Annotated in this window: 26 protein-coding genes, 1 tRNA gene and 1 riboswitch; of the genes, 14 read left to right on the forward strand and 13 right to left on the reverse strand. The window is 67.1% G+C overall.

Features of this window, described 5'->3' with window-relative positions; genetic code table 11:
- From JQK15_RS00005 to JQK15_RS00015, 3 genes are all read left to right on the forward strand, one after another.
- The coding region (locus JQK15_RS00005; RefSeq protein WP_214862826.1) for a penicillin acylase family protein at positions 1-201 on the forward strand (201 nt) is incomplete at its 5' end.
- 292 nt (positions 202-493) lie between these two features.
- A complete protein-coding gene (locus JQK15_RS00010; RefSeq protein WP_251007501.1) occupies positions 494-3,406 on the forward strand; it encodes a TonB-dependent receptor plug domain-containing protein in 2,913 nt (970 codons plus the stop codon).
- A 171-nt stretch (positions 3,407-3,577) separates the two neighbouring features.
- Positions 3,578-5,848, forward strand: coding sequence for an arylsulfatase (locus JQK15_RS00015; RefSeq protein WP_214862828.1), 2,271 nt, complete (start codon positions 3,578-3,580; stop codon positions 5,846-5,848).
- Between the two features lie 60 nt (positions 5,849-5,908).
- On the opposite strand, the gene JQK15_RS00020 is transcribed toward JQK15_RS00015, so the two are convergent.
- From JQK15_RS00020 to cbiE, 6 genes are all read right to left on the reverse strand, one after another.
- Positions 5,909-6,610, reverse strand: coding sequence for a TetR/AcrR family transcriptional regulator (locus JQK15_RS00020; protein WP_214862829.1), 702 nt, complete (start codon positions 6,608-6,610; stop codon positions 5,909-5,911).
- Positions 6,611-6,741: 131 nt separating this feature from the next.
- Positions 6,742-7,494, reverse strand: a complete 753-nt coding sequence (gene cobF, locus JQK15_RS00025) for a precorrin-6A synthase (deacetylating) (protein ID WP_214863886.1) — start codon at positions 7,492-7,494, stop codon at positions 6,742-6,744.
- The gene (locus JQK15_RS00030) at positions 7,494-8,798 is read right to left on the reverse strand and encodes a cobyrinic acid a,c-diamide synthase CobB (RefSeq protein ID WP_214862830.1); all 1,305 of its coding nucleotides are present in this window, start codon (positions 8,796-8,798) and stop codon (positions 7,494-7,496) included. The genes cobF and JQK15_RS00030 overlap by 1 nt, the downstream gene beginning before the upstream one ends.
- Positions 8,795-9,580: a precorrin-4 C(11)-methyltransferase gene (gene cobM, locus JQK15_RS00035; RefSeq protein ID WP_214862831.1), complete on the reverse strand. Its 786-nt coding sequence runs from the start codon at positions 9,578-9,580 to the stop codon at positions 8,795-8,797. The genes JQK15_RS00030 and cobM overlap by 4 nt, the downstream gene beginning before the upstream one ends.
- A complete protein-coding gene (locus tag JQK15_RS00040) occupies positions 9,577-9,939 on the reverse strand; it encodes a cobalamin biosynthesis protein (RefSeq protein ID WP_214862832.1) in 363 nt (120 codons plus the stop codon). The genes cobM and JQK15_RS00040 overlap by 4 nt, the downstream gene beginning before the upstream one ends.
- A complete protein-coding gene (cbiE, locus tag JQK15_RS00045; protein ID WP_214862833.1) occupies positions 9,936-11,144 on the reverse strand; it encodes a precorrin-6y C5,15-methyltransferase (decarboxylating) subunit CbiE in 1,209 nt (402 codons plus the stop codon). Before cbiE ends, JQK15_RS00040 begins: the two co-directional genes overlap by 4 nt.
- Here cbiE and JQK15_RS00050 point away from each other — a divergent pair.
- A complete protein-coding gene (locus JQK15_RS00050) occupies positions 11,143-11,907 on the forward strand; it encodes a cobalt-precorrin-6A reductase (RefSeq protein WP_214863888.1) in 765 nt (254 codons plus the stop codon). The two genes, cbiE and JQK15_RS00050, sit on opposite strands and share 2 nt — an antisense overlap.
- Here JQK15_RS00050 and cobJ read toward each other — a convergent pair.
- From cobJ to JQK15_RS00075, 5 genes are all read right to left on the reverse strand, one after another.
- Complete coding sequence (cobJ, locus tag JQK15_RS00055; protein WP_214862834.1) at positions 11,868-12,650, reverse strand: precorrin-3B C(17)-methyltransferase; 783 nt, start codon at positions 12,648-12,650, stop codon at positions 11,868-11,870. The genes JQK15_RS00050 and cobJ overlap by 40 nt on opposite strands.
- Positions 12,647-13,369 (reverse strand): precorrin-2 C(20)-methyltransferase, encoded by a 723-nt coding sequence (cobI, locus tag JQK15_RS00060; RefSeq protein WP_169860228.1) that lies wholly within the window; start codon positions 13,367-13,369, stop codon positions 12,647-12,649. The genes cobJ and cobI overlap by 4 nt, the downstream gene beginning before the upstream one ends.
- Positions 13,366-13,995 (reverse strand): precorrin-8X methylmutase, encoded by a 630-nt coding sequence (locus JQK15_RS00065; protein ID WP_214862835.1) that lies wholly within the window; start codon positions 13,993-13,995, stop codon positions 13,366-13,368. The genes cobI and JQK15_RS00065 overlap by 4 nt, the downstream gene beginning before the upstream one ends.
- The gene (locus JQK15_RS00070; protein ID WP_214863890.1) at positions 13,995-15,047 is read right to left on the reverse strand and encodes a ferredoxin-like domain-containing protein; all 1,053 of its coding nucleotides are present in this window, start codon (positions 15,045-15,047) and stop codon (positions 13,995-13,997) included. The genes JQK15_RS00065 and JQK15_RS00070 overlap by 1 nt, the downstream gene beginning before the upstream one ends.
- A gap of 280 nt (positions 15,048-15,327) precedes the next feature.
- A riboswitch (cobalamin riboswitch) is annotated at positions 15,328-15,539 on the reverse strand.
- A gap of 177 nt (positions 15,540-15,716) precedes the next feature.
- Positions 15,717-15,791 (reverse strand) — tRNA-Gln (locus JQK15_RS00075).
- Between the two features lie 162 nt (positions 15,792-15,953).
- On the opposite strand from JQK15_RS00075, the gene JQK15_RS00080 reads away from it, so the two are divergent.
- From JQK15_RS00080 to JQK15_RS00090, 3 genes are all read left to right on the forward strand, one after another.
- Positions 15,954-16,463 carry a MarR family winged helix-turn-helix transcriptional regulator gene (locus JQK15_RS00080; protein WP_004207880.1) on the forward strand — a complete coding sequence of 170 codons (510 nt, stop codon included), beginning with the start codon at positions 15,954-15,956 and terminating at the stop codon, positions 16,461-16,463.
- Between the two features lie 169 nt (positions 16,464-16,632).
- The gene (locus JQK15_RS00085) at positions 16,633-16,956 is read left to right on the forward strand and encodes a hypothetical protein (RefSeq protein ID WP_010338154.1); all 324 of its coding nucleotides are present in this window, start codon (positions 16,633-16,635) and stop codon (positions 16,954-16,956) included.
- A 176-nt stretch (positions 16,957-17,132) separates the two neighbouring features.
- On the forward strand, positions 17,133-17,585 hold the full coding sequence (locus tag JQK15_RS00090; RefSeq protein WP_251007502.1) for an immunity 53 family protein: 453 nt from the start codon (positions 17,133-17,135) through the stop codon (positions 17,583-17,585).
- 226 nt (positions 17,586-17,811) lie between these two features.
- On the opposite strand, the gene JQK15_RS00095 is transcribed toward JQK15_RS00090, so the two are convergent.
- A complete protein-coding gene (locus tag JQK15_RS00095; protein ID WP_251007503.1) occupies positions 17,812-18,378 on the reverse strand; it encodes a helix-turn-helix domain-containing protein in 567 nt (188 codons plus the stop codon).
- 27 nt (positions 18,379-18,405) lie between these two features.
- On the opposite strand from JQK15_RS00095, the gene JQK15_RS00100 reads away from it, so the two are divergent.
- Positions 18,406-19,308, forward strand: coding sequence for a DMT family transporter (locus JQK15_RS00100; RefSeq protein ID WP_010336335.1), 903 nt, complete (start codon positions 18,406-18,408; stop codon positions 19,306-19,308).
- A gap of 24 nt (positions 19,309-19,332) precedes the next feature.
- On the opposite strand, the gene JQK15_RS00105 is transcribed toward JQK15_RS00100, so the two are convergent.
- Positions 19,333-20,091 carry an enoyl-CoA hydratase gene (locus tag JQK15_RS00105; RefSeq protein ID WP_037519131.1) on the reverse strand — a complete coding sequence of 253 codons (759 nt, stop codon included), beginning with the start codon at positions 20,089-20,091 and terminating at the stop codon, positions 19,333-19,335.
- Positions 20,092-20,189: 98 nt separating this feature from the next.
- Here JQK15_RS00105 and JQK15_RS00110 point away from each other — a divergent pair, with 98 nt between their 5' ends.
- The 6 genes from JQK15_RS00110 to JQK15_RS00135 all read left to right on the forward strand — a co-directional run bounded on the left by JQK15_RS00110 (position 20,190) and on the right by JQK15_RS00135 (position 26,815).
- On the forward strand, positions 20,190-21,182 hold the full coding sequence (locus tag JQK15_RS00110; protein ID WP_026108894.1) for a bile acid:sodium symporter family protein: 993 nt from the start codon (positions 20,190-20,192) through the stop codon (positions 21,180-21,182).
- Positions 21,179-21,694 (forward strand): phosphoribosyltransferase, encoded by a 516-nt coding sequence (locus JQK15_RS00115; protein WP_017499828.1) that lies wholly within the window; start codon positions 21,179-21,181, stop codon positions 21,692-21,694. The genes JQK15_RS00110 and JQK15_RS00115 overlap by 4 nt, the downstream gene beginning before the upstream one ends.
- 83 nt (positions 21,695-21,777) lie before the next feature.
- The gene (locus tag JQK15_RS00120; protein WP_214862838.1) at positions 21,778-22,938 is read left to right on the forward strand and encodes an aromatic ring-hydroxylating oxygenase subunit alpha; all 1,161 of its coding nucleotides are present in this window, start codon (positions 21,778-21,780) and stop codon (positions 22,936-22,938) included.
- Positions 22,935-24,545, forward strand: a complete 1,611-nt coding sequence (locus JQK15_RS00125; protein ID WP_214862839.1) for a phytoene desaturase family protein — start codon at positions 22,935-22,937, stop codon at positions 24,543-24,545. The genes JQK15_RS00120 and JQK15_RS00125 overlap by 4 nt, the downstream gene beginning before the upstream one ends.
- A 54-nt stretch (positions 24,546-24,599) precedes the next feature.
- Positions 24,600-25,595: an aspartate carbamoyltransferase catalytic subunit gene (locus JQK15_RS00130; RefSeq protein WP_214862840.1), complete on the forward strand. Its 996-nt coding sequence runs from the start codon at positions 24,600-24,602 to the stop codon at positions 25,593-25,595.
- On the forward strand, positions 25,592-26,815 hold the full coding sequence (locus JQK15_RS00135; RefSeq protein ID WP_214862841.1) for a dihydroorotase: 1,224 nt from the start codon (positions 25,592-25,594) through the stop codon (positions 26,813-26,815). Before JQK15_RS00130 ends, JQK15_RS00135 begins: the two co-directional genes overlap by 4 nt.
- Positions 26,816-26,825: the final 10 nt, after the last annotated feature.

Genomic DNA, 26,825 nt, shown 5'->3' on the forward strand with positions numbered 1-26,825 from the left:
CATGGCGAGACATGGGTTTCCATGGTCGAATTCGGCACGCCGATGAAGGCCGTCGGCCTGATGAGCTATGGCAATAGCAGCCAGCCCGGTTCCCGGCACAATAGCGACCAGTTGCAATTGCTGGCCGACAAGAAGTTCCGCACCCTTTGGATCAGTCGTGCTGACGTGGAAGGGCATCTGGAAGAGAAGACCGCGTTCTGACAAGGAGCGCGCGCCGGGGTGCAGGTGCTGCATCCCGGCGCGCGCGAATGGATGCGGCTGTGCTGCATCACGCAGGCACAAAGCCGCTCCCCTTTTACCCCTCTTCGCCCATCAAAGCCTCGCCGTCGCAACCCGGCGTTGCGGCTCAGTGATGCGCACGCCCCCTGCCCAGACCGCTCGCCATCCGAAAATATGACCCTCCACGCATATTTGCGTTGACTTCAATCAACTGCGTTAATATCAAAATTGCACTGTCGGATAAAAATAAGCCGAGAGGATGGTGAGAAGTGCAATGCGAGGACGAGCGTCTTCATTATTCCTGACGGGTACCGCCCTGTTCACGATGGCCAGCGCGGCCGCCGCCCAGGAGGCCACGCCGCCGACGGACGCCCAGAGCGGACAGGCATCAGCCCAGGATATCGTCGTCACCGGAACCCGCATCGTGCGCGATGGCTATACCGCGCCGACGCCGGTGACCGTCGCATCGACCGAAGAGCTGGTAAAGGCGACCCCATCCAACATTCCCGACGCGCTCAACAAGCTGCCGCAGTTCCAGAACTCGTCCAGCCCGTCGCGCAGTTCGATGAACTTCGCCAATACCGCGGCGCACGGCAATGTGCTGAACCTGCGCGGCGTCGGGCCGTTGCGCACGCTGATCCTGTTCGATGGCCAGCGGGTGGCGCCGACCACCTATCTCGGCACGGTCGATGTCAATGTCATTCCAAACCTGCTGATCAAGCGGGTGGACGTGGTAACGGGCGGCGCGTCGGCGGCCTATGGCTCCGACGCGGTCTCGGGCGTGGTGAACTTCGTGCTCGACAAGAAATTTACCGGCCTGACCGGCGTTGCCCAGGGGTCTACCTCGCAGCGCGGCGACAATCAGGGCTATCGCTTCGGCATCGCCGGCGGCTTCGACTTCGGTGGCGATCGCGGCCATTTGTTGCTGAGTGCCGAGACATTCCGAAATGACGGCATGCTGCGCAGCGACCGCAAGCTGGGGCGCGGCGCCTACAGCTATGTCGGCAGCACTGTCGGCTGCACCAATCCCAATGCTGCGGCCGATCCCACCGCCTGTTCGCCCGGCGGCACGCTCAATCCCTATATGATCGCATCCGGCGTGACGCTGAGCGCCGCATCGGAATATGGTAAGATCACGTCAGGGCCGTTCACCAATTACCGGTTCGACGCCAATGGCGCGCTGGTGCCGTTCAGCAACGGCACGGCAACCGGATCGCCGGGCTATTTTGTCGGGGGAGACGGGTATGCGATCTCGCCCGATACCCAGGCGGTCGCCCCGCTGCACACCTATCAGGCCTTTGGCAGGGCGAGCTGGGACTTCACGCCGGACGTGACCGGCTATGTCCAGGGCAGCTTCTCGCGCAGCGACCTGTCCTACACCTCGCTGGCCAACAGCCTGGTGCCGCCAACGGCCGCCACGCTCTACAGCGGCAATCCCTATCTGCCGGCCGAACTTCAGGCCGCCTTCACCCCGACCAGCCAGTCGATCACCCTCGCCCGCTATGGCGCCAATTCGCCGCGCCCCCACACGACGGAACGCACCGATTACTGGATGGTCAATGCCGGGTTCGAAGGGACGCTGGCGGACAAATGGAAATGGAATGTCGCCTTCAACCATGGCGACTCCAATTTCTCGGTCGCACAGGAAGGCGTCTGGGATTGGCAGCATTTCTATGCCGCGACCGATGCCGTGCGCAATGGCAGCGGCCAGACCATCTGCCGGGCCAGCCTGAGCGCCGATCCGACGATCGCTGCCCGCTACGCCAACTGCCAGCCTTTCAATCTGCTGGCCACCGGCGACGCCTATGCCAGTCAGCCTGGCTATGACTATGTCGTGGGTACGTCGCGTTACCGCGCCCGCATCTGGCAGAACGCCATGTCGGCCAGCATCCAGGGCGCCCTGTTCGACCTGCCCGCCGGTCCGGTCGACGTCGCGCTGGGTGCGGAATATCGCCGCCAGAGCCTGCGCCTGACCAGCAATGCCAACCCCGCCGATCTAGACACGACAGCGGAACGCAGCGCCTATTTCGCCGGCCTGCGCGGCGTGCCTTCGTCGGTTTATCATTATTGGCTGACCAATGTCGGCGAGGCGTCGGGCGACCTGAGCGTCAAGGAAGTGTTCGGCGAACTGGCGGTGCCATTGCTCAAGGACCAGCCCTTTGCGCAGGAACTGAGCCTGAATGCGGCCGGCCGTTACACCGATTACAGCACGTCGGGATCGGTCAAGACCTGGAAGCTGGGCGCCACCTGGAAACCGATCAGCGACCTGCTGCTGCGCGGGTCGGTCTCGCGCGATATCCGCGCACCCAATCTGTTCGAGCTGTTTGCCGGCGACCAGAGCGCGATCAGCCTGCTGGTCGATCCGGTCAGCGGCATCACCGCCAATGTGCCGCAGGTGACGGGCGGCAACCCCGATCTGAAACCGGAAAAGGCCGATACGCTGACCTTCGGCGCAGTCATCACGCCGTCCTTCCTGCCAGGGCTCAGCCTGTCGGTCGATTATTACCGGATCAAGATCAAGGATGCGATCGGCACGTTGAGCCTGACCCAGATCGTCAACAATTGCAGCCAGAGCGGCGGCACCGCGCCCGAATGTGCGCTCGTCACCCGCGACACGCCGACATCCTTCCCCAGCCAGATCCGGGTGGCGCCCGCCAATATCGCCTTCCTGGAAACCAGCGGCATAGATTTCGACGCGTCCTACCGGACCGAACTGGCCGGCGGCAATCTGGGCCTGCGCCTCTATGCCAGCTATCTCGACACCTATCAGACCCAGCAGTCGTCGACCGCGCCCGTGCTGGAATATGCCGGGATCAGCACGATCAGCAGTACACCGGAGGGCCGCCCGCGCTGGCGTGGCACGCTTAGCGTCAATTACGAGATTGGCCGGGTCGGCGTCTTCCTCAACCAGCAGCTGATCGGCAAGGTGAAGCTGGGCATCCCCGGCGGCCTGGAAAATGGCCTTGACCAGACGATCGGGGCGGTCGGCTATACCGACATGACGCTCAGCTACCGCTTGCCCGTGTCCAACGGTCATGTCGAATTCTTCGGCACCGTCAACAATCTGTTCGACAAGGATCCGCCGTTGATCCCCGGCACCATTCCGGGCGTCAACATCGCCACCAATTTCGCGCTTTACGATACGGTGGGCCGTGCATTCACAGGTGGCATCCGCTTCAAGTTCTGAAAGCCGGACGGCGGCCTGGTGCCGCCGTATCTCTCTCCCTGGGCGCCGGCTGCCAATGCAACCGGCGTCTCTTTTTTGTCCAAGGAGGTCGCCTTGCCCCATGCTTCGCCCCGTCCCGTCCGTCGCCCGTCCAGCAGGGGCTTGAGCGCGGCATCCTCCCTGGCGCTGCTCATGGCGCTCTCAGCGCCTGCCGTCGCCCAGACCTCCGATGCTTCGGCCGCGAAAATCTATGGCCGCACGCCGGCGGAATCCTCGCCGCCCATCTGGCCTCAGCCAGTCCGCGCCGCCAACGGGGCTCCCAATATCCTGATCGTCATGACCGACGATGTCGGCTTTGGTGCCAGCAGCACCTTTGGCGGCCCGATCCCCACGCCGACCTTCGACGCGCTCGCGCAGGCCGGACTGCGTTATAACCAGTTCAACACCACCGCCATCTGTTCGCCGACCCGCGCCTCGCTGCTGACCGGGCGCGATCCGCAGGCGGTCGGCATGGGCTATGTCGCCAACTGGGCGACAGGCTATGACGGCTATAACAGCCTGATCCCCAAAAGCGCCGGCACCATGGCCCAGATCCTGAAGGAAAATGGCTATAATACAGCGATGATCGGCAAGGGGCATGTCACCCCGGAATGGGAAATGAGCCGCGCCGGACCATTCGATCGCTGGCCCACGGGCCTGGGTTTCGAATATTTCTACGGCTTCCTGGGCGCCGACAGCAGCATGGCCGAACCCAATCTGGTCGAAAATACCGCGCATGTGCAGGCACCAGCCGATCCCGCCTATCATCTGGAACATGATCTGGCCGATCATGCGATCCGCTGGATCGACGAGCAGCATGCAGCCGCCCCGGACAAGCCCTTTCTCCTCTATTATGCGACCGGCACCGCCCATGCCCCCAACCAGCCGCCCGCCGACTGGATGGCACGCTTTCGCGGCAAATTCGATGCCGGCTGGGACGCGATGCGGGCGGAAACGGTCGCCCGGCAGAAGCGGCTGGGCGTGATCCCGCAGGGGGCGGACGATGCGCCCCGGCCCGACACATTGCCGCGCTGGGACAGCCTGACCGCCGATCAGAAGCGTCTCTATGCCCGCTATATGGAGGCTTATGCAGCCTCGCTCGCCTATGCCGACGCGCAGATCGGCCGCGTCATCCAGCGGCTGCGCGACAATGGCGAGATCGACAACACGCTGATCATCTATATCCAGGGTGACAATGGCGCGAGCGCCGAGGGCAGTTTCGACGGCAAGCTGTTCGAGCAGTCGGCGCTGAGCGGGGTGAAGGAAAATCCTGATTATGCCCTTGCCCATATCGACGATATCGGCACGCGACATGCCTATAATCTGATCCCCGGCGGATGGGGCTGGGCGCTCAACGCTCCCTTCCCCTGGGCCAAGCGCTATGGCTCTCATTTCGGCGGCACACGCAACGGCATGGTCATGTCCTGGCCGCGCCATATCCAGGATCCGGGCGGGCTGCGCAGCCAGTTCCACCATGTCAGCGACATCATGCCGACCGTGCTGGAGGCTGCGGGGGTGAAGGCGCCCGAGATACTGGACGGCATACCGCAAAAGCCCATCACCGGGATCAGCATGGGTTACAGCTTCGCCGCCAAGGACGCCCCCTCGCACCGCACGACCCAGGTGTTCGCGATGGCGCAGAATCTGAGCGTCTACAAGGATGGCTGGGTGGCTGCGACCGCGCCGATGGTGACGCCGTGGGAACGCACGCCGCCGCCGCCCGTGCCGATCGACCAGCGCGTCTGGCAGCTATATGATACCCGCTCGGACTTCAGCGAAGCGCATGATCTGGCCGCTGCCAATCCGCAAAAACTTGCCGCGCTCAAGGATCTGTTCTGGGCCGAAGCGGCGACCGCCGGCATCCTGCCGATCCATGGCAGCGAAGGCGGGCAGAAGGGCCGACCTGACCATAATGCCGGGCGTGTCCTGTTCACCTATCATGGCCCGATCGGTCCCATTCCGGAAAGCGCGGCGCCGGGATTGGTTAGCCATTCCTTCACCATCCGCGCGCAGGTGAGCGTGCCGGCCGATGGCGGCCGGGGCGTCATCGCCGTGCATGGCGGCCGTTTCGGCGGCTACAGCCTGTTCCTGGACAAGGGGCGGCCCAGCTTCACCTATAATCTGACCCCGGCCCATATGAGCCGGATTGCCGGCACCGCGCCCCTGACGGCGGGGCGGCACGATATCGGCCTGCACTTTGTCATGGACCGGGAAGCGCCGACCAGCGGCGCCACCGCCACGCTGCTGGTGGATGGAAAGGAGGTCGCGCGCGGCCGGATCGACCGCACCTTCGCGCTCGTCGTGTCGCATACCGAGGATTTCGAGGTCGGCCAGGACAGTGTCAGCCCGGTCGATCCGGCCTATGATGTGGCCAGCAGCCACTTCACCGGGACGATCGAGCAGGTGGATATCAGCCTGCCCTAGGGGCCCTTTGCTTTCCGCATATTGCCAGCCGTCAACTGTGCCAGCTGACTTCAAAATGCTCTAGCAATAGCGCGCCAGCCAGGCCTCCACCGACACCGGCAGTTCGGCGTCGCCCGGCGGGGCCAGCAGGCTGGCGCGCGCGCTCATCATCACGTCGCGAACATGCGCCTCCAGCGGCACGGTGCGATCCTCGGGCGGCATATGGTCCCAGCGAACCAGCAGGCTCTGCAGCATCATGTTGCACAGCAGGATACGGTTGCGCGCGACGTCGGGATGCACCCCCTCCATCAGCGCGCGCAGATGGCCGATCACCCGGAACAGGTTCTGTGCCCTGTCCTCGACCGCCGCGAACAGGCTGGAGGTCAGCGACCAATATTGGGTCGCGAAATGCAGCAGGAAATGGGCATAGGGATGGGATCCGGCCTCATCCTTCAGGTCGAGCTGCGGCAACAGCAATATGCCCAGCAATGCCATCGGATCGCGCAGATGGCCGCTGGCTTCCGCCCGCGCCAGCATCCGGCCGCGCACCGGATCCATCTGTTCCACGCGAGCGCCGAAGACGGCGGCGAGCAGCCCATCCTTCGACCCGAAATAATAGGTGACGGCATTGGTGTCGCCACAGCGGGCGGCCGTGGCAATCTCGCGCATCGACACGGCATCGATGCCGCGCGCCGCGAACAATGTTTCGGCGGCACGGACGAGCCGCACCATCGGCGGCTCTGCATGGCGCACCCGCTTCCTGGCGGCGCTCAACTCTGGCAAGGCAATCCTCTCCCGGCAATTGCAGGTCAAATTATTGCCGGATGGCGCTGGAAACCAGCCCCTTTCGACAAGCGGGGAGCGCGGAATTTAGCAGCACCGGCCCGCTTTCGCGCATCGCGCCGCCGCCAGGATCATGCCCCCCTGCGCATCAGATAGATGTCCATGATCCAGCCATGCCGGGTCCGTTCCTGCACGCGGAGCCCCGCGATCCTGTCCCGCACGACCGCCAGCGGCCCTTCGACCAGGAGTTGATGCTCCATGCCGAGATAGGCCCCCCACCAGATATGGATGCCGACGGGATCGAGCGTGTCGAAGGCGCAGCCCTGATCCAGCATCACGGCGACGCTGTCGCCGTCGGCCGGCCAGCCATCGTCGCGCAGCCGGCGCCCGGTGGTGATGACGACCGGCGCGCCGAGCCGGTTGAGCGGGATGGCGTGGGCGGCGGTCAGCGCCTGCAGGCTGGTGATGCCCGGCACGACGCTTACCCGGATCGCCAGCCCTCTCTCCGCCAGCCGGTCGGCGATCCGCAGGCTGCTGTCATAAAGGGAGGGATCGCCCCAGACCAGCAGGGCAAGGCGACCGCCATCGGGCAGGTGGCGCGCGATCTGTCCGGCCCAGGCCTGGGTGATGGCATCGTGCCAGTCATGGACGCCGCCCATATAGTCGCCGCGCGCATCGCGCACGGGCAGGTCGAACTCCACCACGCGCACCGCCCGCGTCAGCACGGCCGCGCAGATGGTGCGGCGCAGGTCGACAAGGTCAGACTTGGCACGGCTCTTGCGCGGCAGCAGGATGAGGTCGGCGCTGTTCATCGCCCGCACCGCCTGGGCCGTCAGATGATCGGGATTGCCGGTGCCGATGCCGATCAGATGCAGGTCGATCATCATGCGCTCGCAATCATGTGGAAGAAGGAACCGCTGGCCCAGCCGCGCCGCGAGCCGGTTTCCGCGACCGCCGCACCATCGGCATCGGTCACCCGCATCAGCGGCGCGTCATCTTGGCCCAGGATGGTAGAATAATGGAACTCATGGCCGCGCAGCATGGTGCCGGCGCGCAGCCCCGCGACAGGCGCCAGCAGCTCCGCCCGCCGATAGCCCAGATGCAGGCGGCGATCCGCATGGCTGGTGACAAGGCCGAGCAGCCCGGCCATGCGATGGGCGGTGCCGTCCCGGTCGATCAGCGCATCGCCCAGCACCATATAGCCGCCGCATTCGCCATGGACCGGCCGATCCTCGGCATGGCGGCGCAGGCCCGTCAGGAAGTGCTGCGCGCCGGCGATGGTCCCGGCGTGCAGTTCGGGATAACCGCCGGGCAGCCAGATCAGGTCGGCATCCTCCGCTGGCGCCTCATCGGCCAGCGGGGAGAAGGGCATGATCTGCGCCCCGCCCTGTCGCCAGCCTTCGAGGAGATGCGGGTAGAGGAAGGAGAAAGCCACGTCCTGCGCCACGGCGATCCGTTGTGCCGGGGGATCGGGCAGACGCCCGCCGGCCGTGACGCCGTCCGAGCGGGCCGCGTCCCGAACCGCGGCGAGATCGACCCGCTCCCGCATGAGCGCGCCATGGCGCTCCAGCGCCTGATCGAGCCCCTCCTGCTCGCCGGCCTGCACCAACCCCAGATGCCGTTCGGGCAGGCTGAGGTCCGCGTGCCGGGGCAAGGCGCCGAACACCGCAACGCCCGCCGCCGCCAGTCCCGCGCGCGCCAGCCGTTCATGGCGCGGGCTCGCCACGCGATTGAGGATGACGCCCGCAATCGTCACATCGGGATCGAAACGGGCAAAGCCCAGCGCCGTCGCCGCACAGGATTGCGCCTGTCCGGATATGTCGAGCACCAGCAGCACCGGCCAGCCCATGCGGCGCGCCACGTCGGCGGCGGTGCCATGGCCGGCCGCACCCCGACCCGCCACCCCGTCGAACAGGCCCATCGCCCCTTCGGCCACGATCATGTCGGCATCCCCGGCCTCGGCCGCCACACGGTCCAGCAGCGCGCCGTCCATCGCCCAGCTGTCCAGGTTGAAGGACGGCCGGCCACAGGCGGCGCGATGGAAGGCCGGGTCGATATAGTCCGGCCCGCATTTGAACGGCTGCACCGTCACGCCCGCGTCGCGCAGCGCGCGGAGCAGGCCGAGCGTGACGGTCGTCTTGCCGGTGCCCGATGCGGGCGCCGAAACGAGCAGGCCCGGCACCGTCACTCGGACGACCCGGCGTAGCGCGATCCGGCATGCTGGGGCCGGAAACGCCGGTCATAGCCCTGCGCGTAGAGGCTGCTTTCGGCAAAATCCGCCGCATCCAGCGCCGGGCCGACCAGGATGATGGCGGTGCGCTCCATGCTGCCCGCGACCGCCGCCTCGATCGACGAGAGGGTCGCCCGCACGATCCGCTGGTCGGGCCAGCTTGCCCGCCACACGACCGCGACCGGGCAGGATTGCCCATAGGCCGGCATGAGATCGGCCACCACCTGCGCCAGATTGTGGATCGACAGATGGATCGCCAGGGTCGCGCCCGTCACCGCGAAATTGGTCAGGCTCTCGGCCGGCGGCATGGTGCTGGCGCGCCCCGGCGTGCGCGTGAGGACGAGCGACTGGGCCAGTTCAGGCAGCGTCAGTTCCACCTCCAGCGCGGCGGCCGCCGCAGCGAAGGCCGGCACGCCGGGCGTCACGGTGAAGGGGATGTCCAGCGCCCGGAGGCGGCGAATCTGCTCGCCCATGGCCGACCAGACCGACAGGTCGCCGGAATGGAGCCGCGCCACATCCTGCCCGGCGGCGTGGGCGGCGGCGATCTCCGCCATGATGGCGTCTAGGTCCATGGACGCGGTGTTGACGATGCGCGCGCCCGGCGGACAATGACCCAGCACCTCCGCCCGGACCAGCGATCCGGCATAGAGGCATATCGGGCTGGCCGCGATCAGATCGCGGCCGCGCAGGGTCAGCAGGTCGGGCGCGCCGGGGCCAGCGCCGATGAAATGGACGGTCATGATGATGCTCCTTGAGCGATGGCGCAGGTCGCCATGCGATCGGGGGAAAGGCTGCGGGCGGCGCGCAGGCGGGCGCCTTCCCCCGCGCCGGCCAGGGCGCAGGCCTCGGCGACGCTGCCGGTGCCGCGCGCGGCCAGAGAGACCGGCGAGCGGGTGATGGTGGGCAGGGACGCGAGGCGATCGGCCGCAATCGGGATGAGCGGCAGGGCCAGTTGGGCGGCGAGTTCCGCCAGTCCCTCAGCCTTGTCCGCCAGCGTGGCGAGATGGGTGACATCCCGTCCGTCACCGGCCGCCGCCAGCGCCGCGCGCAGGGACGCGGTGGTCGCGCCGGCACGGAAGCCGAAGCCTGCGACGATCATAGCGTGACGCTCCACTGCACCACCGGATAGCGCGACCGCCAGCCATGGCGATTGCCGAGCGGCGCGGCGTCGGCCAGTTCGATGCGCAGCAGGCTGCCGCCCCGCCGCACGTGCCAGAGCGCCAGCAGCGCCTCCGACTCCAATGTCACGGCATTGGCCACCAGCCGCGTGCCGGGTGGCAGCAGCGCCTCCAGCCGTTCCAGCAGCGCCTGCGACAGACCGCCACCGATGAAGACCGCCTGCGGCATCGGACCATCAGGCAGCACGTCCGGCGATCGACCGATCATCAGCTCCAGCCGATCCACGCCCAGCGCACGGGCATTGGCGCGGGCGCGATCCGCACGGGCCGGATCGGCCTCCACCGCGCAGGCGCGATTGGCCGGATGAGCCAGCAGCCATTCGATCGCGATCGATCCCGACCCGGCGCCAATGTCCCACAGATAGTCCCCCGGCCGGGGCGCCAGCGCCGACAGGGTCAGGGCGCGCACCGGCGCCTTGGTGATCTGTCCGTCATGGTCGAACAGCGCGTCGGGTCGACCACTGGCGACCGTCAGGACAGGGCCGTCACCGGCGACCTCCAGCCCGACCGCCACGGGATGAACGATGTCGGCCGGTATCGTCGCCCCCGCCTCGATCGACCGGATCCGTTCGCGCGGGCCGCCGAGGCTTTCCAGCACATGCAGGCGCGACGCGCCAAATCCCCTGGCCGACAACCAGGCGCCAAGCCCCGCCACCGCCGCCCCGTCGCGCAGCAGCACCAGCGCCCGCGCGCCCGGCGCGAGGTGCGGACGCAACCGATCCAGCGGCGCGGCATGCAGGCCCAGGCACGCGACATCCTGTATCGCCCAGCCCAGCCGCGCCGCCGCCAGCCCGAAGGTGGAGGGCGCGGGATGCGCGCACCATTCATGCGCCGCCAGATGGCGCGCGATGCTGCTGCCCGCGCCGAACCAGAAGGGGTCGCCCGACGCAAGCACCACCACCGGCCGCCCACGATGCGCCAGCAGCCGCGCGATCCCGTCCGCGAAGGGCACTGGCCATTCGACCATTGGCGCGCTAATCCCGCCCAGCAGCGCGAGGTGCCGGGCCGGCCCCATGACCAGGTCCGCCGCCGCCAGTGCCGCGCGGCTTGCCGCAGATAGGCCGTCCATCCCGTCCTCGCCGATGCCGACGATCGTCAACCAGGGAGGAGAATTCATGTCATCCATGCCCAATATCCTGCTGCTGGGCGGCACGACGGAGGCAAGCGCGCTGGCGGTCCTGCTGGCGGCGCGCGGCATCCGCGCGACCTTCAGCTATGCCGGACGCACGGCCAGCCCGCGGGCACAACCCCTGCCCGTGCGGGTCGGCGGCTTTGGCGGGGTGGCGGGACTGGTCGCGCATCTGCGCGCGGAAGGCATCACCCATCTGGTCGACGCCACCCATCCCTTTGCCGCGACGATGAGCGCCCATGCGGTGGCGGCCGCGCATGGGGCGGGGATCGCCCATGCCGCGCTGACCCGTGCGCCCTGGACGCCCGTCGCCGGCGATCGCTGGCACGCGGTGCCGGACATGGCAGCGGCGGTGGCGGCGCTCGACGGGCCGCCTCAGCGGATCATGCTGGCCCTGGGGCGCATGCATGTGGAGGAGTTCGCCGCCCAGCCCCAGCATCATTATCTGCTGCGCTTCGTCGATGCGCCGGATGCGCCGCCGCCCCTGCCCGATCATGCCCTGATCGTGGATCGCGGCCCGTTCACGGTGGCGGACGACACAAGCCTGCTGCGGGACCATCGCATCGACCTGATCGTCGCCAAGAATGCCGGTGGCACGGGCGCAGCCGCCAAGCTGGACGCCGCGCGTGCGCTGGGCCTGCGCGTGCTGATGATCGACCGGCCCGCGCTGCCCGACCGGCAGGAGTTCCACCGGCCCGAGGATGTGCTCGACTGGATCGCTCATCCCGCCGCCTCGTCGGGGATGCCGCGCGGCGTGTAGAGGATCGGCCCGCGCGCGCGCTCGATGATGCGAGTCCGGCTCGACCCGACGATCACCATGGTGCGCATGTCCGCCATGTCCGCGCGCGCCTGCCCCAGCGGCACGATATGCAATGTCTCCTGCGCGGTGGTGACGGCGCGGGCAAAGAGGATCGGGCGCGCGTCGCCACAAAGTTCCCGCAACAGCGCCAGCGTGCGCACGAACCCTTCCGGCCGCGACGCCGACCGGGGATTGTAGAAGGCCATGGCGAAATCCGCCTCCGCCGCCAGCCGCAGCCGCTTTTCGATCAGGGACCAGGGCTTGAGATTGTCCGACAGGTTGATCGCACAGAAATCATGGCCAAGCGGCGCGCCCGCACGCGCCGCAGCAGCCAGCATCGCGGTGATGCCGGGCAGCACGCGAATGTCGATGTCGCGCCAGTGGGCAGGTCCGGCCTCCAGCGCCTCGAACAGGGCGGACGCCATGGCAAAGACGCCCGGATCGCCCGAGGAGACGACGACGACCCGCCGCCCCTGCGCCGCCAGCTCCAGCGCATGGGCCGCCCGGTCCAGTTCCACCCGATTGTCCGAAGGATGCAACGCCAGCCCCGCACGCGGCGCGACCCGCGCGACATAGGGGATATAGCCCACCACGTCGGTCGCGGCAGCCAGCGCGGCGTCGACCTCCGGCGTCACCAGCGCTTCGCCCCCTGGCCCAAGCCCCGCGATCGCGATCCAGCCCCCCTCTCCCGCCGCAAGATTCATGGCCGGCGCCCTTGGCCGTGGATCAGCAGGATCGAGAAATAGGGCGTGACCCTGTCGACATCGGCCAGCCGGGTCACGCGCTGTTCCGGCATGGCGGCATGTTCGACCAGCCATGCTTCATCGCTGCGCCCGGCCGCCGCCACCGCGCGGCGCAGCTTGGCGAGGTGCCGGCCGATCTTCATCACCACCAGCGCGTCGGTATCGCGGATGCGGCGGACCAGTTCCTCCTCCGGCAGCGTCGCCATCGCCACGGTCAGCACATCGTCACCCCAGGTGATCGGCAGGCCGGTCGCATTCCAGGCGCCCGACATGCCCATGATTCCGGGGACCACTTCGACCGGGACCAGACCCGACAGCCGGCTGTGCAGATGCATGAAGGAGCCGTAGAAAAAGGGATCGCCCTCGCACAAGACGACCACATCCTCGCCCGCCTCCGCGATCGCCAGCAGCCGGCCGGTGCAATCGGCATAGAAGGCGGCAAGGCAGTCGTTATAGCGCGGATCGGTGACCGGAATTTCGGTCGTCACCGGATATTCCATCGCCAGTTCGATTGCATCGTCCCGCAACATGCCCTGCGCGATGCGGCGCGCCTGCCCCGGTCGGCCGGCCTTGCGGAAATAGGCGACATGCCGTCCTCCCCGCACCAGCCGGTCGGCGCGCACGCTCAGCAAGTCCTGCGCGCCGGGGCCAAGGCCCACGCCATAGACGGTGCCGCTCATTCCGCGCGGCTCGCCAGCGCATTGATCGCCGCGACCGTGATCGCGCTGCCGCCAAGCCGCCCGTCGACGACGCAGCAGGGGGCCGGCTGCGCCGCCCACAGTGCCGCCTTGGATTCCGCCGCGCCGACGAAGCCGACCGGGCAGGCGATGATCGCTGCGGGGCGCGGACAGGCCGGATCCTCCAGCATGTCGAGCAGGTGGAACAGCGCCGTGGGCGCATTGCCGATGGCAACCAGTGCCCCAGCAAGATGCGGCCGCCACAATTCCAGCGCGACGGCGGACCGGGTATTGCCCATCGCCCGCGCCATGTCCGGCACGGCGGTGTCGTGCAAGGTGCAGAGCACGGCATTGTCGGCGGGCAGGCGCGCGCGCGTGACCCCTTCCGACACCATGCGCGCATCGCACAGCACCGGTGCCCCTGTGGCCAGGGCCTGCCGCGCCGCCGCTGCAAAGCCCGGCGAAAAGCGGATATGGCCCGCAAGGTCCACCATGCCCGCGGCATGGATCATGCGCACGGCGACCGGCTCCTCCTCGGCAACAAAGTGCCCGAGGTCGGCTTCGGCGCGGATGGTGGCGAAGGACTGGCGATAGATTGCCGCGCCGTCCCTCTCATAATCATGGGGCATCAACAGGCTCCGAAATGGGCAAGAAGGTCGGTGGCGGTGAGGTCAGGACGGACGGGCACCGATCCTGCGCGAGCGTGGAAGGCCAAGTCGTAGCGCCCGTCCCGCCCCGTCAGCACGATGTCGGCCGGAATCGAACTGGCGCAGCCCTTGGCGCAGCCGGAGACATGAAGGCGGCCCGCCACATGGGGGGCCAGCTGGCGGGCGAGATCGCGCGTCTCCACGCTCGCCTGCGGACAGGTAGGTGCGCCGGGGCAGGCCTCCACATGGATCAGCGGGTCGGCAGCGTCGGCGGACAGGCCAGGCACCTGTCCTTCGGCCAGCAGCATGCGCCACGGGGTCAGCCGGATGGCCGGCGCGTCGAGAAAATGCCGCGCATCGATCTGGCCGAAGGGAAGACCATAGGCCATGCCGCCATCCCATGCGCCGGGCATCAGCCGAGCACGCGGCGCCGCCACCTCTACCCTGCCCGTTGCCCAATCCGGCAGGGGCGCATCATGCCGGGCCATGCGCCCCGCGCGCGCGCCGTCGCTCTCCACGAACCATCGGGCGAGCGCGAGCAGCGCATCCACTTCGCCGCCGCTGTCCACCGGCACGCCTTGTGCCCGCCCCTCCGCACGCAAGATCAGGCCGCCGTCCCGCGCCCGCTCGATGCGAAAATCCCCCGCTTCGCCCGACAGGAGCGGTGCGGCGCCGGCATCGATCACGAAGCCCATCTTGCCCGGCAAGTCCGGTAGTTCGTCCAGGCGATCGAGCAGTTGGCGGGCGATGCGATGGCTGTCGTCGCCTTCGCGCCAGTCCGGCACGACCATCATCATGCGCGCGCCCTCGCGCCGGGCATTGCGGTCCACCAGGCCAAGGTCGAGCAGCCGGTCGAGCAAGGGGCGCCAGCTTTCGTCGCGCACGCCGCGGATCTGGAGGTTCGCGCGCCGGGTCATGTCGATCAGGCCGTTGCCATGGGCGATCGCCGCCGCGCCCAACGCCGCCAGGTCGTCGGCCGAAAGACGACCGAGGCGCGGCTTCACGCGCACGATCAGCCCGTCGCCCGCCGCCATCGGGCGCCAGGCATCGGGACACCAGCCCCGAACGGCCGGCCCGTGGGCCACCGCATGGTTCGCGGTCGCCCTATCCCTGCCCGCGCCGGTCTGGCTCACAGGCAAATCCTCCGCGCGCCGGGACGCAACCAGGCGGGGCTTGCCGGCATCGCCGGTCGGCGCGAGGCGGCAGGCAGGCGCGACAGGCGCCCGACACCACGCGGCCGTGCAGCCCCAGCCACACGCTTCGCCGCCCAGACGGAAGAGAGACCGTGCCATGACCAACCCCTGGGTCAGGACAAGAGCGACCGAAACGCCGGCAGGTCTCCTGGCTCGCGGGTCGTTGCGGGATGCACGCCTTCCCGGACGCCCTGTCCAGTGGCTGCCCTCACGGGCTCGTGCATCGCGCTATCCGCTTACAGTTGCAGGGACAGCCACGGAATAAGGGGCCAGGCCCCCGCACCGCATTCCCGATTAAGTTCCTTGCGGAACACCGGCGTCAGTTATGCAATGCGCCAGCATGAACCGGCACATCGTTGATGCCCTAGTCGAAACATCGGGCTTAGCCAAGACGCGGAATGGGTATCGGCAGTCCCGCTGCCGGCTCGACGCCCAAGGCATACCGACGGAAGATGCCGAAACGGAAACCGGAAGCAAGGAAAGCGACGCGGCGTCGGATACCGAAAATTATGGCTGGGGCGGCAGGATTCGAACCTGCGCATGGCGGCATCAAAAGCCGCTGCCTTACCGCTTGGCGACGCCCCAGCAATGCGCCGATCCAAGTCAGCGCGGGACCGCCATATAGCGGCTGATGCACGAAAGAAAAGCCCTCCTGACGATGGACTTCGCCTTTCCCTTTCCTTCCCGCCCAACCCATCTTAGGGATCAACGCCACACCCCCTCCCCTCCAGCCGGAAACCCGCGCCGATGTCCGTCCAAGCCCCCTCGCCCAGCCAGATCGCACCGGCCTCGCCGCTGTTCCTGCGCGAGGACGAGATACGGCGCGGCATCGAGATGCTCTATTTCGGCTATTCCGCGCTCACCCGCTCGATCGACGAGGGGCTGGCGGCGCAGGGCCTGGGCCGCGCCCATCACCGCGCCCTTTATTTCATCTCGCGCCAGCCTGACCTGACGGTGAAGGATCTGTTGCGCCTGCTGGCGATCACCAAGCAATCGCTCGGCCGGGTGCTCAATGACCTGATCGAGCGCGGCTATATCGAGACCCGGCCGGGCAGCAGCGACCGGCGGCAGAAACTGCTGCGCCTCAGCGCCGCCGGCCGCGCACTGGAGGCCGAGCTTTTCCGCGCGCTGCGCGAGAAGATGGCGGCCGCCTATGCCCAGGCCGGACAGGGTTCCGTCACCGGTTTCTGGCGGGTGATGGAGGGTCTGATCCCCGATGCCGACCGGTCGATGGTGTTCGGCCTCAGCGGCGGCTGATCGCGAAACCACGCAACCTTATGGCCGCTGCCGCGCTTTTAGGAGCGTCGTGCGGAAAAGTGGGAACCGGTTTTCCGCTTAAAACGATGCGACAACAAGAGATTAGGCAGCGCCGCGTCAGATATGATGCGGCGCTGCCCAAGCCTTGCCAACGCAATGAGGAGACATCATGCGCGCACCCCTTCTGGCCATCACGGCCCTGTCCGCCCTGGGCCTGAGCCTGTCCGCCTGCTCGGAAAAGGCATCGGACAATCTGGAAAATGCCGGCTCCGCGATCGGCAATGACGTCAGCAACGCCGTCGACGATGCCGGCGCCAAGATCGACAACGGCCTCGACCGCGCGGGCGCCGCGATCGACAATGGCGCGGACCGGATCGGCGCCGCGACCGACCGGGCGGCCGACGACGCCAAGCGCGAGGGCAAGGAAGCCAAGCAGGATGTCGGCGCCTCGCTGGAGCAGGCCGGCAAGGACCTGCGCAACGACAGCCATTGAGACGTGCCGGGCCTCCCCATGGGGAGGCCCGGCCTCGGGCCGCGAGGCTATATCCGGGCGACCTGGACGCGACTGGAAGTGGCTATTTCCCTCTTCGTCATCCCGGCCCCTTCGACAGGCTCAGGACAGGCTTGATCCGGGATCGCTTCAGCGCTCCCTATCTGGCGTAGTGCAGAATGAATCCTGACTTTCGTCAGGGTGACGGATGTGGAGATTGTCGAAATTCGACCAGTTGTAGCCTTTATCGACCTGCCACTTTATTCCTGATTGCAGACATTTGTTCGCTGGTCGATGTTGGTAACATGATTGAAGACAATCTGAATTGGCTAAGCCAGTGGTATCTGGCTCAATGCGACGGCGATTGGGAGCACTCCTATGGAGTGAAGATCGATACGCTCGACAATCCCGGATGGACAATCAAGATCAACCTAACCGACACCCCAATGCAAGACATCGCATTCGAACGTGTTCAGCACGGAAAAATCGGCGACGATTTCGAAGAGTGGCAGCGAAGCGGTAGTTGGTGGGTAGCGCGTGTGGAAGGCCACTCATTCGATGTGAGTTGCGGGCCGCTGGACCTGTCGTCGGCCATAGGTGTATTTCGGCGATGGGTTGAGGCGTCAGCATAGCGGCGTCGGCTTTCGCTTTCTTTGGTTTGGAAACCTGCCATTCCGCTTCCCACCCAACTCCGTCACCCCAGCGAAGGCTGGGGTCTCAGGCGGCAGCAGAAAGAGGCCAGCCGTCTAGCGCTATCCGTTTATGCCGCGTGCGCCGGCCTGAGATGCCAGCCTTCGCTGGCATGACGGGACAAGGGCCAGTCCGCACCCCACCCCTCCCGGCATTTGTCCGCGCTGTCTAGAACACAACGTTGCGCACGAAGCGCAGCAGGTCGATTCCGCGATTGACGAAGACATAGGGGCGGTCGCTGCTGAAGATGAGGAAGTCGCCCGCCGCGATCGTGCGCGTGCCGGAATCCATCTCGACCGTCAGCACCCCTTCCACCACATAGAGCATCTCGTGCCAGTTGGCGGCGTCCGCCTCGGCCGGGTAGCGGTCGCCCGGTGCCAGCGACCAGGTCCATAGCTCCGCCTCGCGCGCGGCCGGCACGGTGCCGAGCAGGGTCGCGCGGCTATGCGCATCCTCGCCCTGCCAGGCGAGGGTATCGATCCGGCTATTGTCCGGCATGTCGGGCGCGCGCACGACGTGCGAGAAACTGACGTCCAGCGCCTGCGCCAACCGGTCGAGCGTCGACAGGCTGACATTGGCCTCCCCGCTCTCGATCCCGACCAGCATGCGCCGGCTGACTCCGGCCGCGCTGGCCAGCGCATCCTGGCTCAGCCCCTTGGCGGCGCGCAGGCGGCGGATATTGCCCGCGACATGGGAAAGAACGTCCGGGCGCGGGACTTCGACTTGACTGTGCAATATATTGCTCATAACGCGATGTGCATTATGTTGCACAATGCCGCCCTCGACAAGAGCCCTGCGCCCCGGCTGATGATCGGCCGTCCCGAACTCGCGCTGATCGGGATCACCGTGCTGTGGGGCGCGACCTTCCTGATCGTGCATCATGCCATGCAGCAGAGCGGGCCGCTCTTCTTCGTGGGGATGCGCTTCGGCACGGCGGCGCTGCTGGCGCTGCCGCTCGCCTGGCCGGTGTTGCGCGGCCTGACGGCGCGCGAACTGCTGGCCGGGTCGATGATCGGCCTTGGCATCTTCTGCGGCTACACGCTCCAGACCTGGGCGCTGCAGACCATATCCAGCAGCACATCGGCCTTCATCACCGCCGCCTATGTGCCGCTGGTGCCGATCCTCCAATGGGCGATATTGCGGCGGCGGCCGCGCTGGACCAGCTGGGTCGGCGTCGCGCTGGCCTTTGCCGGCCTGATCCTGATCGCGGCCCCGCGCGAAGGGCTGTCGCTGGGCAAGGGCGAGGCGCTGACGCTGATCAGCACGCTGGCGATCGCGCTGGAAATCATCTTCATCAGCCTGTGGGCCGGCAAGGTCGACATTGCCCGCGTCACGCTGGTGCAACTGGCGGTCACGTCGCTGCTCGCCTTCGGCCTGATGGCGCCGATGGGTGAGGCGATCCCGCCCTTTTCCTGGACGGTGATCCTGTCGGCCTGTGGCCTGGGCGCGATGACGGCGCTGATCCAGTTCGTGATGAACTGGGCGCAGCGCACCGTATCGCCGACCCGCGCGACCCTGATCTATGCCGGCGAGCCGGTCTGGGCCGGGATATTGGGCCGGATCGCGGGCGACCGCCAGCCGGCCACGGCGCTGGCCGGCGCGCTGCTGATCATCGCCGCCGTGATCGTGAGCGAACTGAAGTTCGAGCGACGGGGCAAGGACTGATCCCTTCCCCCGGCCGCGCTTCGATCAGGCCCGCTTGAAGACCGGCGCGCGCTTTTCGAAAAAGGCCATGAACGCCTCCTGCGCTTCGGGCGAGGCCAGCGCTTCGCGGAACAGCCGGGCTTCTTCGGCGATACGCGCCTGCAAGGCGGCGGGATCACCCTTCATCAGCCGGCGCGTCGCCATCAGCGCCTGGGGCGGCTTGGCCATCAGCGCCGCGGCCTTGGCACGGGCATGGTCGAGCAGCGCCTCCCCTGTCACGATCGCCGTCACGAAACCGGCGCGATCGGCCCCTTCCGCATCCATCGGCTCGCCCAGCATCAGCATCGCGGCCGCCCTGGCATGGCCCATGATCGCGGGCGCGAGCAGGCTGGAGCCGGCCTCCGGCACGATGCCCAGATTGACGAAGGGCATGACGAAGCGCGCGTCGGGCGCGGCATAGACCAGGTCGCAATGGAACAGCATCGTCGTGCCGACGCCCACGGCCAGCCCCTGCACTGCCGCGACGATCGGCTTGTCGAAGGCGGCAATCGCGCTGATGAAATCGAAGGCGGCAGCGCCGCCCTCCGGCCCGGCCATGAAGTCCTTGAGATCATTGCCGGCGCAAAAGGCGTCGCCCCGGCCCGCGAACAGCACCACGCCAATCTCCGGCCGGCTCGACGCATCGGCCAGCGCGGCGATCATCGCGCGGTACATCGGCCCGGTCAGCGCATTCTTCTTGTCGGGCCGGTCGATATGGATTTCGAGCACGCCGTTCGTCTCGATGATGGCGATATGGTCGCTCACGCAAATTCTCTCCCGATACTCTGTGCCAAGGCTGTTGGCCCAGAGGATGGGGCGGCGTCTATCCTTTTCCAAGCCCCTTCCCTATGCCCGGAAACATGATGACTCGCCTGCGCCTGATCCTCGATCCCTTCCTCGTCCTGCTGCTCTGCACCGTTGCCCTAGCGTCGGTCCTGCCCGCACGCGGCCAGGGCGCCCATGTCGCATCGATCGTTGCGGATGCCGGCATCGTGCTGCTTTTTTTCCTGCATGGGGCAAAATTGTCGCGCGAGGCGATCTGGGGCGGTGCCAAGGCGTGGCAACTCCATCTCGCGACTCTGGGCACGACCTTCCTCTTCTTCCCGCTGGTCGGCATCCTGCTGCAACAGATCGGCGCGATCCCGGAGAATATGCGCGCGGGCCTGCTGTTCCTGGCGCTGCTGCCATCGACGGTGCAAAGTTCGATCGCCTTTACCGCGATTGCGCGCGGCAATGTCGCCGCCGCCGTGGTCAGCGCGTCCTTTTCCAACCTGCTCGGCATCGTGCTGACGCCGCTGCTGGTGGCATTGCTAATGCAGCGCGGCGGCAGCAACCTCATCTCCCTTTCCTCGGTCGAGGGGATCATGCTGCAATTGCTGCTGCCCTTCGTGCTCGGCCATCTTGCCCGCCCCTGGATCGGCGGCTTCGTGTCGCGGCACAAGACGCTGGTCGGCCGGGTCGATCGCACCTCGATCCTGCTGGTGGTCTATTCCGCCTTCAGCGCGGCGGTGGTCGAAGGGCTATGGCACCGGGTCTCGCGCGCGGAACTGGCGCTGCTCGCGCTGCTCTGCATCGCCATGCTGGTGATCGTGCTGCTCTTCACCTGGGGGCTTGGCCGGCTGCTCGGCTTTTCCCGCGAGGATGCGATCGTGCTGCAATTTTGCGGCTCGAAGAAGAGCCTCGCTTCGGGCGTGCCGATCGCCGGTGTCCTATTCCCCGCAGCGGCCGTCGGGCCGATCATCCTGCCGGTCATGCTGTTCCACCAGATTCAGCTGATGGCTTGTGCCCTGCTGGCACGGCGCTATGGGGCGCAGGCGGCCGATAGGGCCGATTCGCAGATGGCAACCATATCATGACCCAACCGATCCTGACCGACATTCCGATGGAGAGCTTCCTCTCCCACATCGACGCCGTGGCCGGCGCGATTGCCAAATCGGACTGGCGGCCCGACTATATTGTCGGCGTCGGGCGCGGCGGGCTGGTGCCGGCCACCTATCTGTCCCACGCCATCAGCCAGCCGATGCTGTCAGTCGACCTGTCGGCCCAGGTCGCGGGCTTTTGCGACGAACTGCTCGACAAGCTGGTGGCAATGGCGCTCGAAGGATCGCGCCTGCTGTTCGTCGACGACATCAATGACAGCGGCCGCACGATCAACCAGTTGCGCGCGGCGCTGGCCGGCGCGCCGGCCGATCATCTGCGCTTTGCCGTGCTGATCGACAATGTCAGCTCGGCCGCCAAGGTCGAATATCGCGCGACCACGATCGACCGTGTCGTCACCAAGGACTGGTTCGTCTTCCCCTGGGAAGCGGTCGCCAGCCGCGCGTCGATCCTGTCCGACTGGGGCGAAGTGCCCGAACGGACCAGCTGAAAATAGCTGTCACAAAAATATAATGGAAATTCCCCGACCGCTCGTTATACAAGCGTACAACTGCAATGGGGCATGCGGGGTAGATGGGCGAGACGGGATGCGGACCGGATCCGGACGCGGGCTATAGCCTGCCGGCATGGACCTATAGCGATCCCGAATTTTTCGCCGTCGAAACCCGTCGCATCTTCCGCCCGAGCTGGCAGATCGTCGCCCATGACAGCGACCTGCCGGCGCCGGGCGATTTCCATGTGCTGGACTATCTTGGCGAGAGCGTCATCGTCATCCGCGGGGATGACGGCGAAGCCCGCGCCTTTACCAACGTGTGCCGCCACCGCGGCGCGCGCCTAGTGGACGGGCCCTCGGGTCGCACCAGAAAGCTGGTCTGTCCCTACCATGCCTGGACCTATGGTCTGGACGGTTGCCTGACGGGCCTGCCGATGGCGGGCAGCTATGGCAATCTCGACCGGTCCAGGCATGGACTTTCCCCCGTCGATATCGAGAATTTCCACGGCTTCCTGTTCATCCGGCTTGAGGATGATGGCGGGCCGTCGGTGGCGCAGATGATGGCGCCCTATATCGACGAGATCGCGCCCTATCGCTTTTCCGAACTGCGCGCGCTGGGCCGCGTCACGCTGCGCCCGCGTGCGGTGAACTGGAAGAATATCGGCGACAATTATTCCGATGGCCTGCATATCGCAGTCGCCCATCCCGGCCTCAAGCGGCTGATGGGCGATGGCTATGGCGTCGAAGCCAGCCCCTATGCCGACAAGATGTGGGGGCCGATCCTCGATCGCCCGTCCGCCAACCTGTCCGAGCGCGCCTATCAGCATTTCCTGCCGGCCGTCCCGCATCTGCCGCCCGATCGGCAAAGGCTTTGGACCTATTTCAAGCTCTGGCCCAATTTCGCCTTCGACATCTATCCCGACCAGGTGGATTTCATGCAGTGGCTGCCGGTCTCGCCGACCCAGACGCTGATCCGCGAGATCAGCTATGCGCTGCCCGATAGCCGCCGCGAGATGAAGGCTGCGCGCTATCTCAACTGGCGCATCAACCGTCAGGTCAATGCCGAGGATACGGAACTTGTCGCCCGCGTGCAGGCCGGCATGGCGTCGGACAGTTTCACCGTCGGCCCGCTGAGCGACCAGGAAGTCGCGCTGCGCCATTTCTGCGCGCGGATGCGCACCATCATTCCGCAGGCGCGTCAGCATCGCGCCCCTGCCCCCGGCTGGAGCCACATCGCATGACCAAAGCCTATGACGCCGTCATCATCGGCGCGGGCCATAATGGCCTTGTCTGCGCCTTCTACCTGGCCCGTGCCGGCTACAGGGTGCGCGTGGTGGAGCGCCGCGATGTCGTCGGCGGCGCGGCGGTGACCGAGGAATTCCATCCCGGCTTCCGCAACTCGACCGCCAGCTACACGGTCAGCCTGCTCAATCCCAAGGTCATCCGCGACATGAAACTGGCCGATCATGGCTATCGCGTGATCGAGCGGCCGATCAGCAATTTCCTGCCCCAGCCCGATGGCGGCTATCTGAAGCTGGGCGGCGGGCTGGAGCGGACGCAGGCCGAGTTTGCCCGGTTCAGCGCGCGCGACGCCGCCACTCTGCCGGCCTATTATGACGAGCTGGAAGTCGTCGCGGACGTGTTGCGCGACTTGGTGCTGAAAAGCCCGCCCAATGTCGGCGATGGCCTGACCATGGTGGTCGAGGCGCTGAAACAGGGGCGCCGTGTCGCCGGGCTCGATATCGAACAACAGCGCGACGTGCTCGACCTGTTCACCAAATCGGCCCGAACCTTCCTCGACAGCTGGTTCGAGAGCGAGGCGGTCAAGGCGGCCTTCGGCTTCGACGCTGTGGTCGGCAATTTCGCCTCCCCCGACACGCCGGGCAGCGCCTATGTACTGCTGCACCATGTGTTCGGCGAGGTGAACGGCAAGAAAGGCGCCTGGGGCCATAGTGTCGGCGGCATGGGCACGATCACCCAGGCCATGGCGAAGGTCGTGCAGGCGATGGGTGTCGAGATCAGCCTGGAGGCGCCGGTCGATCATGTGCTGGTCGATGGCGACCGCGCCGTCGGCGTGAAGCTGGTCAGCGGCGAGGAAGTGATGGGCGCCAGCATCATCGCCAATGTCGGCCCCAAGCTGCTCTATGAGCGAATGATGCAACCGGCCGATCTGCCCACGGACTTTCTGAAGCGCATCAGGGCGTTCAAGGCGGGATCGGGCACCTTCCGCATGAATGTCGCGCTGTCCGCCCTGCCCGACTTCACCTGCCTGCCCGGCATTGGCGAGCATCACCAGTCGGGCATCATCATCGCGCCGACGCTCGACTATATGGACCGCGCCTATCTGGATGCGAAGCGCGACGGCTGGTCGAAGGCGCCGATCGTCGAGATGCTGATCCCGTCGACCATCGACGACAGCCTGGCGCCCGAGGGATGCCATGTCGCCAGCCTCTTCTGCCAGCAATTCGCGCCCGAACTGCCCGATGGGCGAAACTGGGACGATGAGCGCGAGGCCGCGGCCGACCATATCATCGCCACGGTCGAGGCCCATGCGCCGGGCTTCGCAGAGAGCGTGATCGCCCGCCAGATCCATTCGCCGCTCGACCTGGAACGCAAGTTCGGCCTGGTCGGTGGCGACATCATGCACGGCAATCTGACGCTGGACCAGATGTGGGCGGCGCGGCCTGTGTTGGGGCATGGCGCGTATCGCGGGCCGGTGAAGGGCCTCTACATGTGCGGCGCGGGCACCCATCCGGGCGGCGGCGTCACCGGCGCGCCAGGCCATAATGCCGCGCGCGAGGTGCTGAAGGATCGCGCCCTGTGGGGGAAATGGCGCGGCCGGGCCTGATCGGGTCTTTCCCCGCCTTGCCCCAACCGAAAGCCTGGCCTAAAGACCCGGCTCATGCCCGACATCTTCATTCCTGATGCAACGCCCGAGCTGACTGGCCGGGCGCTGTTCCCGCACCGGCACCTGCTGTCGATCGCCGACCTCAAGCCCTGGGAAATCCGTTTCCTGCTGGACGAGGCCGAACATTGGGCCCGCACCAACAAGGGCCAGGCGCGCAAGCATGACGACCGGCTGGCGGGCATGACCCAGATCAACGCCTTTTTCGAGAACAGCACCCGCACCCTGCTGTCGTTCGAGATTGCCGGCAAGCGGCTGGGCGCCGACGTCGTCAACATGCACGCCGGCCAGTCGAGCGTGAAGAAGGGCGAGACCCTGATCGACACCGCCATGACGCTCAACGCCATGGCCGCCGACGTGATCGTCATCCGCCATGCGAGTTCCGGCGCGGTCGCGCTAATCGCGGACAAGGTCGACTGCCCGGTGCTGAACGCAGGCGATGGCTGGCACCAGCATCCCACGCAGGCGCTGCTCGACGCGCTCACCATCCGCCGCCGCAAGGGCGGGTTCGAGGGGCTGGTGGTCGCCATCTGCGGCGACGTGCTGCACAGCCGCGTCGCCCGTTCCAACATGCTCTGCCTTGCCGCGCTGGGCGCACAGGTGCGTGCGGTCGCCCCGCCCACCCTGTTGCCGCCCGAGGTCGAGATGCTGGGTGCCACCCCCTATAGCCGGATGGAAGACGGGCTGGAGGGCGCCGATGTCGTCATGATGCTGCGCCTGCAGAATGAGCGGATGGACGGCGCCTTCATCCCGTCGGCCCGCGAATATCACGCACTTTACGGGCTGACGCCCGAACGGCTGGCGATCGCCAAGCCCGATGCCCTGGTCATGCACCCCGGCCCGATGAACCGGGGCGTCGAGATCAGCAGCACGGTGGCGGACGATCCCGATCGGTCGGCGATCACCGAACAGGTGGCGATGGGCGTGGCGGTGCGCATGGCGTGCCTGGATGTTTTGACGCGCCAGGCGCGTGGTGTGGAAGGCTGGGCATGAGCAGGATCGCAATCGTCAACGGCAAGCTGGCCGATCCGGCCGGCGATGCCCTTGCCCCCGGCACCGTCCTGATCGAGGGTGACCGCATCCTGGCCACCGGCGCGGTCGACATTCCCGCCGACGCGCAGCAGGTCGATGCCGGCGGGCTGGTGGTCGCGCCGGGCCTCATAGACCTGGGCGTCTTCGCCACCGACAAGCCGGCCTTCCACTTTGGCGGCATCACCCGCGCCGCGCTGATGCCCGACCAGCGCGCGCCGCTGGATGAGGTCGGCCTGATCCGGGAAGCGACCCGCGCGGGCAAGCCCGATTTCTGGGTCCACCCGATCGCCGCCGCGACCCGCGGCCTCAAGGGCACGGAAATGGCCGAAATGGGCCTGATGCAGATCGCCGGGGCCAAGGCGGTCGGCACCGGTCGCCAGTGGATCGCCGATTCGGGCGTGATGCTGCGCATCCTCTCCTACGCCTCGGGCCTGGGCCTCACCGTCATCGCCCATGCCGAGGATGGCGGCCTGTCCGCCAAGGCGGTGGCGACCAGCGGCGAGACCGCGACGCGCCTGGGCCTGGCCCATGCCCCGGCCTGCGCCGAGGCGATGGCGATCGCGCGCGACATCATGCTGGCGCGCGAGACCGGCGCCGCCATCCATTTCCGTCTGGTCACGACCAAAGCCGGCTTCGACCTGATCCGCGCCGCCAAGGCGGAGGGGCTGAAGGTCAGCTGCGGCATCAGCCCGGCCTATCTGTTCCTCAACGATCAGGCGATGACCGACTTCCGCACCTTTGCGCGCCTGTCGCCGCCGCTGCGATCCGATGCCGACCGCCATGCCAGCATCGCCGCCGTTGCCGACGGCACCGTCGATGTCATCACATCGGGCCATGATCCGCGCGGTCCGGAGGACAAACGCCTGCCCTTCGCCGACGCGTCGCCCGGCATGGCCGGCGCCGAAACGCTGCTCGCCCTGTCGCTCAACCTGGTGCGCGAGGGCCATGTCAGCCTCAACCGGCTGATGACCCTGCTCAGCGCCAATCCGGCGCAGATATTGGGCGTCAATGCCGGCAGCTTCGCGCCCGGCAGCGCCGCCGACCTGATCCTGGTCGATCCCGACGCGCCATGGATCGTCGATTCGGCGAAGATGGCTGCCTCGGCCGGCAACACGCCGTTCGACAAGGTGCCGGTGCAGGGTCGCGCTCGCCGCATCATGAAGGGCGGACAGTTTTTCTAGAGCCTGATCG

Origin of the sequence: Sphingobium sp. BHU LFT2 (assembly GCF_018604485.1) — a bacterium.
GTDB lineage: Bacteria > Pseudomonadota > Alphaproteobacteria > Sphingomonadales > Sphingomonadaceae > Sphingobium > Sphingobium yanoikuyae_A.